The organism is Streptomyces polygonati, assembly GCF_042650325.1.
In the GTDB taxonomy this organism is placed as follows: domain Bacteria; phylum Actinomycetota; class Actinomycetes; order Streptomycetales; family Streptomycetaceae; genus Actinacidiphila; species Actinacidiphila polygonati.
This window is the reverse complement of sequence record NZ_JBHSBB010000010.1, coordinates 335,052-347,801: the sequence shown is the minus strand read 5'-3', so window position 1 is coordinate 347,801 and position 12,750 is coordinate 335,052. Positions and strand designations below refer to the sequence as shown.

The 12,750-nt window shown below is 70.8% G+C and carries 14 protein-coding genes; 9 read left to right on the top strand and 5 right to left on the bottom strand.

Annotated elements, in window-relative coordinates; translation table 11 throughout:
* Window positions 1–77 precede the first annotated feature (77 nt).
* Window positions 78–407 (top strand): nuclear transport factor 2 family protein, encoded by a 330-nt coding sequence (locus ACFO3J_RS14190; protein ID WP_386429705.1) that lies wholly within the window; start codon window positions 78–80, stop codon window positions 405–407.
* Between the two features lie 16 nt (window positions 408–423).
* On the opposite strand, the gene ACFO3J_RS14185 is transcribed toward ACFO3J_RS14190, so the two are convergent.
* Window positions 424–1,329 carry a helix-turn-helix domain-containing protein gene (locus ACFO3J_RS14185; RefSeq protein ID WP_386429703.1) on the bottom strand — a complete coding sequence of 302 codons (906 nt, stop codon included), beginning with the start codon at window positions 1,327–1,329 and terminating at the stop codon, window positions 424–426.
* A gap of 178 nt (window positions 1,330–1,507) precedes the next feature.
* Here ACFO3J_RS14185 and ACFO3J_RS14180 point away from each other — a divergent pair, with 178 nt between their 5' ends.
* Window positions 1,508–2,938: an MFS transporter gene (locus ACFO3J_RS14180; protein ID WP_386429702.1), complete on the top strand. Its 1,431-nt coding sequence runs from the start codon at window positions 1,508–1,510 to the stop codon at window positions 2,936–2,938.
* Window positions 2,939–2,993: 55 nt separating this feature from the next.
* Here ACFO3J_RS14180 and ACFO3J_RS14175 read toward each other — a convergent pair whose 3' ends face one another.
* Both ACFO3J_RS14175 and ACFO3J_RS14170 read right to left on the bottom strand, forming a co-directional pair.
* On the bottom strand, window positions 2,994–3,215 hold the full coding sequence (locus ACFO3J_RS14175) for a DUF397 domain-containing protein (RefSeq protein ID WP_386429700.1): 222 nt from the start codon (window positions 3,213–3,215) through the stop codon (window positions 2,994–2,996).
* Complete coding sequence (locus tag ACFO3J_RS14170) at window positions 3,191–4,033, bottom strand: helix-turn-helix domain-containing protein (RefSeq protein ID WP_386429698.1); 843 nt, start codon at window positions 4,031–4,033, stop codon at window positions 3,191–3,193. Before ACFO3J_RS14170 ends, ACFO3J_RS14175 begins: the two co-directional genes overlap by 25 nt.
* A 232-nt stretch (window positions 4,034–4,265) precedes the next feature.
* Between ACFO3J_RS14170 and ACFO3J_RS14165 the strand changes: the two genes are divergently transcribed.
* From ACFO3J_RS14165 to ACFO3J_RS14150, 4 genes are all read left to right on the top strand, one after another.
* Window positions 4,266–4,769: an ATP-binding protein gene (locus ACFO3J_RS14165; RefSeq protein ID WP_386429696.1), complete on the top strand. Its 504-nt coding sequence runs from the start codon at window positions 4,266–4,268 to the stop codon at window positions 4,767–4,769.
* Between the two features lie 177 nt (window positions 4,770–4,946).
* Window positions 4,947–5,888: an MvdC/MvdD family ATP grasp protein gene (locus ACFO3J_RS14160; RefSeq protein ID WP_386429694.1), complete on the top strand. Its 942-nt coding sequence runs from the start codon at window positions 4,947–4,949 to the stop codon at window positions 5,886–5,888.
* Window positions 5,879–7,036, top strand: coding sequence for a methyltransferase domain-containing protein (locus ACFO3J_RS14155; protein WP_386429692.1), 1,158 nt, complete (start codon window positions 5,879–5,881; stop codon window positions 7,034–7,036). Before ACFO3J_RS14160 ends, ACFO3J_RS14155 begins: the two co-directional genes overlap by 10 nt.
* Before the next feature lie 88 nt (window positions 7,037–7,124).
* Window positions 7,125–7,763 (top strand): response regulator transcription factor, encoded by a 639-nt coding sequence (locus ACFO3J_RS14150; RefSeq protein WP_386429690.1) that lies wholly within the window; start codon window positions 7,125–7,127, stop codon window positions 7,761–7,763.
* Window positions 7,764–7,792: 29 nt separating this feature from the next.
* Here ACFO3J_RS14150 and ACFO3J_RS14145 read toward each other — a convergent pair whose 3' ends face one another.
* Window positions 7,793–8,617, bottom strand: coding sequence for a transglutaminase family protein (locus ACFO3J_RS14145; protein WP_386429688.1), 825 nt, complete (start codon window positions 8,615–8,617; stop codon window positions 7,793–7,795).
* Entirely contained in the window at window positions 8,614–9,597 is a 984-nt protein-coding gene (locus ACFO3J_RS14140; protein ID WP_386429687.1) for a GNAT family N-acetyltransferase, read from the bottom strand. The genes ACFO3J_RS14145 and ACFO3J_RS14140 overlap by 4 nt, the downstream gene beginning before the upstream one ends.
* A gap of 108 nt (window positions 9,598–9,705) precedes the next feature.
* Between ACFO3J_RS14140 and fdxA the strand changes: the two genes are divergently transcribed.
* The 3 genes from fdxA (at window position 9,706) to ACFO3J_RS14125 (ending at window position 12,726) form a co-directional block, all read left to right on the top strand.
* A complete protein-coding gene (gene fdxA, locus ACFO3J_RS14135; RefSeq protein WP_386429685.1) occupies window positions 9,706–10,026 on the top strand; it encodes a ferredoxin in 321 nt (106 codons plus the stop codon).
* A 146-nt stretch (window positions 10,027–10,172) separates the two neighbouring features.
* Window positions 10,173–11,267 carry a succinyldiaminopimelate transaminase gene (gene dapC, locus ACFO3J_RS14130; RefSeq protein ID WP_386429684.1) on the top strand — a complete coding sequence of 365 codons (1,095 nt, stop codon included), beginning with the start codon at window positions 10,173–10,175 and terminating at the stop codon, window positions 11,265–11,267.
* 361 nt (window positions 11,268–11,628) lie between these two features.
* Window positions 11,629–12,726, top strand: a complete 1,098-nt coding sequence (locus ACFO3J_RS14125) for a glycoside hydrolase family 11 protein (RefSeq protein WP_386429682.1) — start codon at window positions 11,629–11,631, stop codon at window positions 12,724–12,726.
* Window positions 12,727–12,750: the final 24 nt, after the last annotated feature.

Sequence of the window (12,750 nt, the reverse complement as noted above, 5' to 3'; positions counted from 1 at the left end):
GGCCCGCCGGGGACGGTATGACGGACGGTACAAGACGACAGCCGAGGCCCCGACCCCCTACGTATTGGCGGCAGACCATGACCAGCCCGGACACGCTCCCCACCCCCGTCGCCGCCGCGCTGGAGGCGGCCAACGCCGGTGACATCGAGGGCTTCCTGCGCTCCTTCGCCGCCGAGGGCGCGGTGGACGACTGGGGCCGGGTGTTCCGGGGGCACGACGCGATCCGCGAGTGGAGCGACGCCGAGTTCATTGGCAAGCAGGTGGTGCTGGACGTCACCGCCGTACGCACCGAGGGGGACGTCACCACGGTGAGCGCGCGGGTCGGCGGGAAGGGCTTCAACGGCCCTTCGGACTTCGCCTTCACGGTGACGGGCGAGCGGCTCGCCCTGATGCGGATCACCGGCTGAGCCGGACGCGACTGACTCAGCGCCCGGCGCGTACCGCCGTGGTGGGGGCGCCCGCGGGCGCGGCGGCCGGGCGGGATTCCACCAGTGTGCGCAGCAGGCGCAGGCCGGTTTCGGAGGGGGAGCCGGGCTCCGCGCTGTACATCAGGGTCCGTTGACCGGAGTCGTCCGGCATGTGCAGCGTCTCGAAGGCGAGTTCCATCGGCCCCACCAGCGGATGGTGGAAGGCCTTCGTGCCGGATACGCAGTTACGTATCGGATGACGCTGCCACAGCGCCGCGAACTCCTCGCTCTTCATGAGCAGTTCGCCGATCAGCTCGGCCAGTCGGCGATCGTCGGAGTAGCGCCCGGCCACCAGGCGCAGTGAGGACACCGCGCGCTTGGCCTCCTCCGCCCAGCGCGGATAGAGCTCGCGGGTGTGCGGGTCGAGGAACAGCAGCCGTTGCAGGTTGGGGCGTTCGGCGGGCCGGTCGGGCGCGGTGAGGTCCAGGTGGCCGGCGACGAGGGCGTGCCCGAGGGGATTCCAGGCCAGCACGTCGTTGCGCCGGTCCAGCACGATCGCCGGGACACCGTCCATGGCCCCGATGAGCTGCCGGGTGCCCGGCCGGGCGCATTCCGGACGCTCCGGCGGGCGCCGCCCGGCCCGGCCGGGACGGGCGAGGTTGCGCAGGTGGGCGTTCTCGTCGTCGCTCAGCCGCAGGGCGCGTGCGATCGCGTCGAGCACCGTCTCGGAGGCGTTGCCGCTCTGCCCCTGCTCCAGCCGGGCGTAATACGCGGCACTCACCCCGGCCAGCAGCGCCAACTCCTCGCGCCGCAGCCCCGGCACCCGCCGCCGGCCGCCGTACGAGACCAGTCCGACGTCCTCCGGCCGCAGCCGGGCACGCCGGGTCCGCAGGAATTCCCCGAGCTCCCCAGGTGTGTCCATACCGATCAGTATCGCTCCGGCCCCCTGATGGCGCAGGAGCCCAGCCACACCCCGCCAGTGGTAGGAACCGCGGTCCGCCGCACGCGCTGCCTACGCGGCGCGGGTGGCTGGCTGCGCTCCCCGGCTGACCGCAGAGTCGCAGTCGTTGCGAAGGCCGCACAGGAGAGGGAGCCCGACGATGCCGACACTCGACGATCCGCCGGCGACGCTGCCACCGACCACGTCCGGGCGCCTCACCGGTCGCCTCGGACTGGTCCTGGTGGTGCTGCTGGTCGCACAGTTCATGCTCGCGGTGGACTTCTCGATCCTCAATGTGGCGCTGCCGGTGATCGGCAGGGGACTCGGCTTCTCCTTGGGCGGTCTCCAGTGGATCGCGACGTCGTTCGCGCTCGCCGCCGCGGGGTTCACCCTGCTGTTCGGCCGGATCGCGGACATCGTCGGCCGGCGCCGGCTCTTCCTGGCCGGACTCGCCGTGCTGGGCGCGGCCTCGCTCGTCGGCGGCCTCGCGGTCGACCCGGCGATGCTGCTGACCGCCCGCGTCGCGCAGGGCCTGGCGACGGCCGCGGTCACCCCCGCCGGGCTGTCGCTGCTCACCTCGTCCTTCCCCGAGGGGCCGCTGCGGGACAGGGCCCTCGGGCTGAACGGCGCCCTGATGTCGGCCGGATTCACCGCCGGCGCGGTGCTCGGCGGAGTGCTCACCGATCTGCTCAGCTGGCGCTGGTCGTTCTTCCTCAATGTGCCGGTGGCGGTGGTCGTCCTGATCATCGCCCCCACCGTGATCTCCGAGAGCCGCGACGAGACCCGCCCCCGGCTCGACCTGCCGGGCGCGCTGGCCGTGACCCTGGGCCTGCTGTCCCTGGTCTACGGTCTGACCACGGCGGGCGAATACGGTTTCGGTACGACCAGGGCACTGGGCGGCCTGCTCGCGGGCGTGGCGCTGCTGGCGGCCTTCTACTTCGTGGAGAAGGGCTCGCCCCAGCCATTGGTGCCGGTACGCATCCTGCGGCGCCGGACCGTCGTCGTCGGAAACCTGGCCGGGCTGCTCGCCTTCGTCACCGAGACCTCGCTGGTCTTCCTGATGACGCTCTACCTCCAGAAGGTGCTCGGCTTCTCCCCGCTGGCGGCCGGACTGTCCTTCGGCGTGCTGGGCCTGGGCACCGTCACCGGCGGTGTCGGCGCGGCCCGGGTGATCGGCAGGATCGGCACCACCGGGACCCTGGTGACCGGCGGCCTGATCCAGGCGGCGGCCACGGTGGCGCTGGTCGGCCTCGGCGACAGCCGGAGCTGGCTGTGGCTGCTGCTGACCGCCACCTTCGTCGGCGGCGTGGGCAACATGCTGGTCATCGTCGGCTTCATGGTGACCGCGACCTCGGGCCTGCCCGACGCCGAGCAGGGCATGGCGACCGGAATGGCCACCATGAGCCAGCAGATCGGCATCACCATGGGCACGCCGATCATGAGCGCCGTCGTCACCGCGCGGGCGGGCGGTGCCACCGACCCGGCCGTGATCCTCCACGCCGTGAGCCTGGCGGTGCTGGTCAACGCGGCGGTCGTACTGGCCGGCGCGGTCCTGGCGGGTGTCTTCCTGCGCGCCCGGAAGGACGCATAGCCCGAACGGCTCCGCTACCCGTCAGAGGGCAGCGGAGCCGTTCTGCGTCCGCCGATCAGACCGCGGGGAACTCGTCACCGCGGACCGCCGACACGAACGCCGACCACGCGTCCGCCCCGAAGGTGAGCGCCGGGCCGCCCGGGTCCTTGGAATCGCGGACCGGAACCACACCGGGGAACCCGTCGGCGACCTCAACACAGCTGTCCGGGTCCGCGCCGCCGCTGTAGGACGACTTGCGCCACTGGGCGGCGCTCAGGTCTGGTCTGGTGTTGGGCATGAGGTGTGGTCCTCCAGCGCGGTTCGCAGTAGTCCAAGAGACTCGGACGCTGTCAGTGCGGAGTCTCTGAGTCGATCGTAGGACAGCCGGAGGTATTCCACCTCCTCCGTTTCCTCAACGAGTTCACCGCTCCAACTGCTCTCAACGTAGACGACCGTCCGCCCGGTAGGAAGCCACATCAACTGCAGCGAACTACTGAGCAGCCTGTGCAACCCGGCCCGGAGCGGCACGACTTGCAGCGAGATGTTGGGCTGTCGGGCAGCGTGGATCAGCCGCTCCAGTTGCTCGGCCCATACGTCGGGATCCTGAGCCGCCCGCCGGATCACCGACTCGTCCAGCAGCCCTCTGTAGTGCAGGGCCTTGGGCCCGGTGAGACGCTCCTGCCGGCTGATCCGGGCGAGCACCTGCTCGGCCAGCAGTTCGTCATTGTCGCTGCCGTACGTGCGGAGGAGTTCTTCCGCGTAGCGCTGGGTCTGGAGCAGGCCGGGGACCGTGCTGATGCTGAACTCGTGGATGCCGGTCGCCTCCGCTTCCAGATCGGCGAAGCCGTGATACCGGCTTTCCTTGGCCTCCCGTTTGGCCAACCACCAGAGGTCGGTGAGGAGTTCACCGGTGTCGTAGACCCGGTCCAGGACGCCGATGGCGTCGATGGAGCCGAGCCGGTCGCCGTTTTCCAGCCGGAACAGGTACGAGCCGTCGTACTTGGAGCGCTCGGCGAGTTGGGCGAAGGTCCACCCCGCGCGTTCCCGCTGTCGCGTCAGTTCCGTCCGCAGCACGCCACGTGCCGAGGGTCCACCGTCACCACCGTTGCTCATCATCGAACGTACGCTCCCTTTCGCTCATGTCGAACGCTCGGACAACAGCCGCGCTCTGTCCGGCGTATGAGCGTGCCACCTGCGCGGACGGGTCGCCCCGGGTCCGCGCGCAGGCGAGCCCTTGCCGGAAAAGAGAGCAATGACCGAGCCCTTTTGATCGTAGAGCTCGGAGGGCAGTCTTGCGTACAGAAAGTCAATATCCGATCACGGAGAGAACGAAGTCCGGAGCCAGCACATGCGTGAGACGAGCGAAGACGGGCGGGGGGTGGCGGACACGGCGACGCGTCCCGCCATGGCTCCGTCGCCAGTTCGCCGTACGACCGAACCACCGCTCTACCGACCTCCCGAACGCCTCTGGCCCGCCACCCCGCGTGGCGTCCACCGCGCCCGCCACGCCCTCACCGCCCGCCTCACCGACTGGCGCCTCCCCGAACTGGACGACCCGGCCGGCCTCGTCCTCGGCGAACTCCTCGCCAACGCCCTCAAACACGGCTCCCTCCCCGGCCGCTCCATCGGCACCCGCTTCACCCGCCTCCCCACCGCGGTCCGCCTCGAAGTCCACGACGCCCGCGGCGAATCCCACCCCACCCCCACCCCGGCGACCGACTCCGACGAACACGGCCGCGGCCTGACCATCATCGACGCGATCACCGCAGGCCACTGGGGCACCACCACCCACCCCGGCCCCGGCAAAATCGTCTGGGCCCTCTGCCACTTCCCGCCCTCCCGCCTCTACTGAGCCCCCCCGGGCCCCTGCCGGTGCCCATTCCTGCCGCGGCGTGCGACCGTGGATCGCCTACACCTCGATCTCCCGCTTCGCCTCAACCATCACAGCGCGAAGCGGGATCGCAACAAGAACGACGGCGGGGGGACGGCAAGGAACCCGGCTCCGACAGCGGAACCGACCTGTTCTGACATGCGGCCGATCCTCATCCTCACCGGTCGGGACGACCTGACGGCCGATGTCGTGGTTGAGGAGCTGGTGAAACGCGGTGAACCCGTCGTCCGGTACGACACGGCCGACTTTCCCACCGCGTCCCGTCTGGCCGTCCGCCTCACCGGGGACGGCTGGGCGGGCTCCCTCACCGGCTCCCGAACCGTTCGACTCGAAACAGTGAAATCTGTGTGGTGGCGTCGTCCCAATGAGTTCGTCACTCCCGACGGTTGGCCGGGGCGTGCCCGGGCGCTCGCCGTCTCCGAAGCACGGTCCGGCCTGCTCGGGGTGCTGTGTTCTCTCCCGGTGCGCTGGATCAACCACCCGGCGAGCGATGCAGCGGCCAACTACAAGCCGAGACAGCTTGCCGTGGCCGCTGGACGTGCCCCGCTCCGTGATCACCTCCGACCCCGATTACGCCCGCGCGTTCATCGGGGGCGAACGCGTGGTCTACAAGGGGCTCGGCGGCGGCGTGCTCGGCCCTCGGGGAAAGCGGCAGTTCCTCCCGGGTTTCTGGTCTCGGCGGACGATATGGACGACGGGGTGACGGGAACCGCCCACCTCTTCCAAGAACGCGTGGAGAAGGCGTACGAGGTCCGCCTGACCGTCATCGGCGACCGCATGTTCCCGGTCGCCATCCATGCCGGAAGCGCCGCCGCACAACTCGACTGGCGGACCGATTACCGGTCGCTCACCTATGAGCGTGTGGCCATCCCCCCGGAGGTCGAGGATGGAGTCCGCCGGCTCATGGACGAACTCGGTTTGTTCTTCGGCGCGCTGGACTTCGCCGTTACACCGGCCGGACGCTGGGTGTTTTTCGAGGTGAACCCCAACGGGCAATGGCACTGGATCGCGGTCAAGGCCGTTGTCCCGTTGGTTGAAGCCATGGCTGACGCATTGCAAGGAGAGATCACATGCCCGTAGCGCCCGAGTGGACCGAGGCAGCGAAGGCGCTTGCCGACAAGGTGACCGCCGAGGCTCCCGCGTGGCACGACGCCGTGAGCAACACCCCCCGGCACCTTCTGGTGCCCCGCTGGTGGCAGCGGGTACCCGACAGCCCCATGCGGGAATGGGATGTGGTCGACCTGCCGGACGACTCCCCGGTACGGCTCCAGGCGGCCTATTCCGATGAGACGCTCGTCACACGCGTCGGTCCAGCCCACGCCGATCACGCCGGGACGGGCGATCGGGCCATGGGCGACCCCACCTCGTCGTCCACCCTGCCGGGGCTGATCGTGTCGATGGCGCGGCAGCTCGACGCCAGGAACGGACACCGGGTGTTGGACGTAGGTACCGGTTCCGGATATTCGGCCGCGCTCTTCGCCCGACAACTGGGCGACGACAACGTGACGAGCGTGGACGTGGACCCCTATCTCGTGGAAGCGGCCCGCACCCGCCTCGCCGGATTCGGCCGGACCCCGAGCTTGTACGCCATCGATGCCACCGGGGAACTGCCCGGCTCCGCGTACGACCGCATTATGGCGACCGTCTCGGTCCGTCCGGTGCCTGCGTCGTGGCTCCGTGCGCTCCGTCCGGGCGGACGGCTTGTCACGACCATCGCGTACACCGCTCTGCTGATCAGCGCGGACATGGGAACGGACGGCATCGCGAGGGGCGGTGTCCAGCCTGACCCGGCCACATTCATGGAGGCGCGCCGGGCCGCCGACTATCCGGCGAAACTCAACGACGTGTTCGCCTCCGCCAAGGAACGCGAGGGCGAGGACGTGCGGCTCCCCGAAGGCCCCGTCCCCGATCTGTGGCAGGAGTGGCCGCTGCGCTGGCTGTATGAGCTCGATACGCCTGGTGTGGAGACCCGGGCGGCAACGTACCCGGAAGACGGTCGTCGCCTGGTCTGGCTGCTGGCAGCGGACGGCTCTTGGGCGCGGGCCGAAGACGGCTCACGACCCCTGGTCCATCAAGGGGGCCCCCGCCGGCTGTGGGACGACCTGGAACGCGTCCGACGCACCTGGGAGGAGCACGGCTGCTTCCCCCTGCACTCCCTCCAGGCGGAACTCCACCCGGAGGGGAGCTCTCTCCGCGCCCCGGACGGTGGATGGAAGTTCGCCATCTGACGGGCGATGACACCGACGGGTGCTTCTTCCGGCTCCGGAGCCGTCCGCTGCCGAATGGAGGCGCACGCCGGTGTCTACGCTGGCCCCCATGACCGACACCCCTGGTGAGTCGACTGCCCGCGCTGTGCGGGTGCTGCTCGCTGATGATCAGTCGATGGTTCGGGAAGCGCTGGCGACGCTGCTGGGGCTGGAGGCGGACATCGAGGTGGTGGCGCAGGTCGGGCGGGGGGACGAGGTGGTGGGGGCGGCTCGGGGGTGTGGGCCGGATGTGGCGGTGCTGGACATCGAGATGCCGGGGATGACCGGGATCGAGGCGGCGGCGGAGCTGCGGGCGGCGCTGCCGGGGGTGAAGGTGGTGATCGTGACCACCTTCGGGCGGCCCGGGTATCTGCGGCGGGCGATGGAGTCGGGGGCGGACGCGTTCCTGGTCAAGGACGCGCCCGCGGCGCAACTCGCCGATGCCGTACGGCGGGTGCTGCGCGGGGAGCGGGTGATCGATCCGACGCTCGCGGCGGCCGCGCTGGCGGAGGGGGCCGATCCGCTGACCGGGCGCGAGCGCGAGGTGCTCAGGGCCGCCGCCGACGGCTCGGTGAACGCCGACATCGCGCGCCGGCTGCGGCTGTCCGAGGGCACGGTGCGCAACTACCTGTCCACCGCGATCCAGAAGACCGGCGCCCGCAACCGCGCCGAGGCGGTGGGCATCGCCCGCGAGAAGGGCTGGCTCTGACCGCAAGGCCACCGGACAGCCCCGGCAGGTCAGTTGAGCAGCGCCCGCGCCGCCCGCGCCTGCGTCCTGATGCCCGCCGCCGTCTCCCGGTCGAACGAACCGATCACCTCCGCGTACTCCTCCATCTCCGCCGCCCCGCCCAGGAAGTCGCCCATCTTCACCAGCAGTTGGGCCCGTTCCAGCCGCAACTTCGCCGGGTGCCGGGGCAACAGCAGCGTCAGGTCGAGCGTCCAGAGCTGCACCGGGCGGTGCTCGGGGCGCGGCGCGGCCCAGACCCGGATGTTGTTCAGCACCCGCTGCACGATGTCCAGCGGGTCCGCCGGGGTCACCCCCGAGGCGAGCGGGCCGCCGGTCGTGCCCGCCACCAGCAGCTCCGCCTCCCGCCCGGACAGCACCCGGCCGCCGTCGAAGGGATCGACCAGCACATGCGAGCCGTCCGGATCGCCCAGACCGACCATGAAGTGCCCGGGCAGGGCCACCCCGTAGACCGGCGCGCCCGCCCGCCGGGCCACCTCGATCCACACCACCGACAGCAGGATCGGCAGCCCGCGCTTGCGCCGCAGCACCTCCTGGAGCAGCGAGGAGGAGAGCTTCTGGTAGTCGGCCGCCGAGCCGCGAAAGCCCTGGCCGGCCCCGAGCAGCCGGCGCAGCGCCACCGCCCAGTCCAGCGGTGAGGACAGCCCGTAGGGGAGCAGCCCGGCCAGCCGGTCCAGCTCGATCTGGGCCCGGTCGGCCACCGGGCCGTCCAGCGCGGGGTCCGCCTCCGCGCCGATGAGCAGGCACAATTCCGCGAGGTCCGGCTTGTCCTCGCGCGCCGCCGCCGCGAACCGTTCACGTGCCGGGAGCGGTGTCATGCGGTCGGGCGCGCCGGGCGCCGGTAGTGGTAGCCGTGGTGGTCGAGGAAGCCGAGCCGGTCGTAGAGCGCCCGCGCCGCCGAGTTGTCCGCCTCCACCTGGAGATACGCGGCGGTGGCGCCCTCCGCGTACGCCCGCCGGGCCAGCGCCCCCATCACACCCGTCGCCAGGCCCGTCCGCCGCATCGCCGCTTCGACCTCGACCGCGCCGAACAGCGCCCACCGTCCGTCCACCGCGGCCCGGCCGATCACCCCGGGCGCGGCGGCGAACCACACGGAGGGCCCGCCCGAGAGCACCTTCAGCGCCGCGTCGGCCAGGTCCCCGGTGCGGTGGTAGGCGGCGATCCAGCCGGCGTCCGGGGTGCGGGACAGGGCCACGTCGTCACCGCCGGGGAGCGAGGTGAGCGGGGCCAGCGGCGCGGTCCTGACCAGGGTGTCCGCCTCCCGTATCCAGCCGCGCTCGGCCAGCGCCGGCACGAAGGGCGAGGCGTCCGGCAGCTGGAGATACGGCGTCAGCCCCCGCTCGCCGTACCAGCGGGTCACCTCCGCCAGCGCCTCGTCCACCGGCACTCCCGGCTCGCCCGCCACCAGCACCGAATTGGCCCGCCGGGTGAAGCCGCCCGAGGCCCGCAGCGTCCAGCCGCCGAGCGCGGCCGACTCGGTGGGCGGCCAGGCCCGCGACGCGGTCGCCGCCAGCTCCTCGGCCGTCACGGCGGGCACGCCGGGCCCGCGCCGCGCCGGGGCCGGCGGCACGACCTTGCCCGCCACCACCGCCGACTGCGCGATCCGCACCGTCTCCCCGGTCCGCCGAGTGACGCACACCACTCCGGCATCCCACGATGCGAGAACTCCCACCGTGTCGGTGAACATAGGATGCCCGTCGGCGATCTCCGTCACCTGCCGTACCGACACCCGTTTTCCCACGTCAGCGGGAGTGATCCGGATCTCGAGCCGTGCTCCGGACGAGAAATCCCCTGGCATGCGCGCCCCTCCTGTTCGGATCGTGCCCCGGAACGGAGATACTAGGTGCGGGCATCGACGACGCCGCGCTCCCGCGCGAGATGAGCCCTATCGAGGAGGAACGACAGCGTGACCTACGTCATCGCGCAGCCTTGTGTCGACGTCAAGGACAAGGCGTGCATTGAAGAATGCCCCGTCGACTGCATCTACGAGGGCGCCCGGTCCTTGTACATCCACCCGGACGAATGCGTCGACTGCGGGGCGTGCGAGCCGGTCTGCCCGGTCGAGGCGATCTTCTACGAGGACGACACTCCCGAGGAGTGGAAGGACTACTACAAGGCGAACGTCGAGTTCTTCGACGAGCTCGGCTCGCCCGGTGGCGCGTCCAAGCTGGGCCTCATCGAGCGTGACCACCCCTTCATCGCCGCGCTGCCCCCGCAGAACGGCTGACACCGTTCGGGACACCGCCACCGGACCCCGTACGGCCAGCGCCGTACGGGTCCCCGGCGCCGCGGACCGTCCCCGGCACGAGACGTCCGGCCGCGCGCGCGGCGTCCGGCAGATCCAGCAGATCGGCGCAGAGCGAGAGTGAACACGTGAGCATCTCCGCCCGCCTCCCGGTGTTCCCCTGGGACCGCCTGGAGCCTTACAAGGCCGCGGCGTCCGCGCACCCCGACGGGGTCGTGGACCTGTCGGTGGGCACCCCGGTGGACCCGGTGCCCGATGTCATCCGGCAGGCGCTGGCCGCCGCCTCCGACAGCCCGGGCTATCCGCTGACCCACGGCACCGCGGCGCTGCGCGAGGCGGCCACCCGCTATCTGCGCGACCGGCACGGCGTGGCCGGCGCCGACCCGGCGGCCGTACTGCCGCTGATCGGCTCCAAGGAACTGGTCGGCTGGCTGCCGCTGCTGCTCGACCTGCGCGCGGGCGACCAGGTCGGCTACCCGCAACTCGCCTACCCGACGTACGAGATCGGCGCGCTGCTCGCCCACGCCGAGCCGGTCCCCTACGACGACCCGGTGACCGAACTGGACCCCGCCCGGGTCAAGCTGCTCTGGCTGAACAGCCCCTCGAATCCGACCGGCCGGGTGCTCGGCGCCGCCGAACTGCGGCGGATCGTCGAATGGGCGCGCGAGCACGGTGTGCTGGTGGTCTCCGACGAGTGCTACATCGAGCTGGGCTGGGAGGGCACCGAGCCGGTCTCGGTGCTGCGCCCGGAGGTCTGCGGCGACAGCCACGACGGCCTGATCGCCGTCCATTCGCTCTCCAAGCGGTCCAACTTCGCCGGCTACCGCGGCGCTTTCCTGGCCGGCGACCCGGCGGTCGTCAGCGAACTGCTGGCTGTACGCAAGCACGCCGGCATGATCGTGCCGAAGCCGGTCCAGGCCGCGATGATCGCCGCGCTGGACGACCGCGCGCACGCGGTGGAGCAGAAGCAGCGCTACGCCCGCCGCCGCGGCGCGCTGCGGACCGCCTTCGAAGCGGCCGGCTTCCGCATCGAGCACAGCGAGGCCAGCCTCTACCTGTGGGCGACCCGCGACGAGGAGTGCTGGGAAACGGTCGCCGACCTGGCCAAACGCGGCATCCTGGTGGCCCCTGGCGAGTTCTACGGCGCGGCCGGCGAGCGCTTCGTCCGGATCGCCCTCACCGCGACCGACGAGCGAGTGGCGGCGGCGGTCGCCCGGCTCTGATCCCTGCTCGCTTTCAGGAGCCGTCGTGCCACCGGCACGGCGGCTCCTGGCCGTTCCGGCGCGGGGACCGTCCGGGGACGATGCGCGGGCCGTCCGGAGACACGGTCGGAGTGGATTCCGAAACTTTCGAGACGTCGAACCTCGAATTCTGATCTTCGGTGTCGAGCGGCAGGCCGTCCCTGCCGAATCGATCGGCCGAGTATGCGCCATGAACAGGTAAAACGCCGTGCGGCATGGCCAACGGTCGATTCGAAGCTTTCGTAATCCCTGCCGAAAGTGTTGACAGCGGACAGGGCCGGTTCAACACTGTCGACGCTGCCTGGCCCCGCCATCCCTCACGAAACGAGGAGGAAGCACCCGCATGAACCTCGCATCCTTACGACGCGCACACCCGAGGAGCCGCAGACCGCGTCCCTTCGCCCTGCTCGGCCGCTTCAGGCTGCTGCTCAGCGGCGCCTGCGCCATAGCGCTGGTCGCCGTGGCCGCGATGACCCTGCCCGGCACCGCCAACGCCGACACGGTCGTCTCCTCGAACCAGACCGGCACCAACAACGGCTACTACTACTCGTTCTGGTCGGACGGCGGCGGATCGTCCTCCATGAACCTGGGGTCCGCCGGCAACTACAGCACCTCATGGAGCAACGTCGGGAACTTCGTCGCCGGAAAGGGCTGGAGCACCGGCGCACGCCGGAGCGTGAACTACTCGGGCAGCTTCAACCCGTCCGGCAACGCGTATCTGTCCCTCTACGGCTGGACCACGAATCCGCTGGTCGAGTACTACATCGTGGACAACTACGGCACCTACAAGCCCACCGGGACGTACAAGGGCACCGTCACCAGCGACGGCGGTACGTACGACATCTACGAGACGACGCGGGTCAACGCCCCCTCGATCGAGGGCAACAGCTCGACCTTCAACCAGTACTGGAGCGTCCGCCAGGCGAAGCGGACCGGCGGCACCATCACCACCGGCAACCACTTCGACGCGTGGGCCAGCCACGGCATGAACCTCGGCACGTTCAACTACCAGGTCCTCGCCACCGAGGGCTACCAGAGCAGCGGCAACTCCAACATCACGCTGGGTTCGACGGGCACCACCACCGGCGGCACCACCACGGGCGGGACCACGACCGGCGGTACGACCACGGGCGGTACGACCACCGGAGGTTCCACCACCGGTGGCACCGGCGGTGGCAGTTGCACGGCGACGCTGTCGGCGGGTCAGCAGTGGAGTGACCGCTACAACCTCAACGTGGCGGTGTCGGGTTCGAGCAACTGGACGGTGACGATGAACGTCCCGTCGCCGGAGAAGATCACCGCGAGCTGGAACATCAGCGCCAGCTATCCCAGCGCTCAGGTGCTGACCGCCAAGCCCAACGGCAGCGGTAACAACTGGGGTGTGACGCTCCAGACCAACGGCACCTGGACCTGGCCGACCGTCAGCTGCAAAGCGGGCTGACCCCGCCGCCCACCCCACCCCCCG

Bases quoted from the DNA above. Each gene is read 5' to 3' on its own strand.
- ACFO3J_RS14190 (WP_386429705.1), top strand. From the start codon at position 78: ATGACCAGCCCGGACACGCTCCCCACCCCCGTCGCCGCCGCGCTGGAG.
- ACFO3J_RS14185 (WP_386429703.1), bottom strand. From the start codon at position 1,329: ATGGACACACCTGGGGAGCTCGGGGAATTCCTGCGGACCCGGCGTGCC.
- ACFO3J_RS14180 (WP_386429702.1), top strand. From the start codon at position 1,508: ATGCCGACACTCGACGATCCGCCGGCGACGCTGCCACCGACCACGTCC.
- ACFO3J_RS14175 (WP_386429700.1), bottom strand. From the start codon at position 3,215: ATGCCCAACACCAGACCAGACCTGAGCGCCGCCCAGTGGCGCAAGTCG.
- ACFO3J_RS14170 (WP_386429698.1), bottom strand. From the start codon at position 4,033: ATGATGAGCAACGGTGGTGACGGTGGACCCTCGGCACGTGGCGTGCTG.
- ACFO3J_RS14165 (WP_386429696.1), top strand. From the start codon at position 4,266: ATGCGTGAGACGAGCGAAGACGGGCGGGGGGTGGCGGACACGGCGACG.
- ACFO3J_RS14160 (WP_386429694.1), top strand. From the start codon at position 4,947: ATGCGGCCGATCCTCATCCTCACCGGTCGGGACGACCTGACGGCCGAT.
- ACFO3J_RS14155 (WP_386429692.1), top strand. From the start codon at position 5,879: ATGCCCGTAGCGCCCGAGTGGACCGAGGCAGCGAAGGCGCTTGCCGAC.
- ACFO3J_RS14150 (WP_386429690.1), top strand. From the start codon at position 7,125: ATGACCGACACCCCTGGTGAGTCGACTGCCCGCGCTGTGCGGGTGCTG.
- ACFO3J_RS14145 (WP_386429688.1), bottom strand. From the start codon at position 8,617: ATGACACCGCTCCCGGCACGTGAACGGTTCGCGGCGGCGGCGCGCGAG.
- ACFO3J_RS14140 (WP_386429687.1), bottom strand. From the start codon at position 9,597: ATGCCAGGGGATTTCTCGTCCGGAGCACGGCTCGAGATCCGGATCACT.
- ACFO3J_RS14125 (WP_386429682.1), top strand. From the start codon at position 11,629: ATGAACCTCGCATCCTTACGACGCGCACACCCGAGGAGCCGCAGACCG.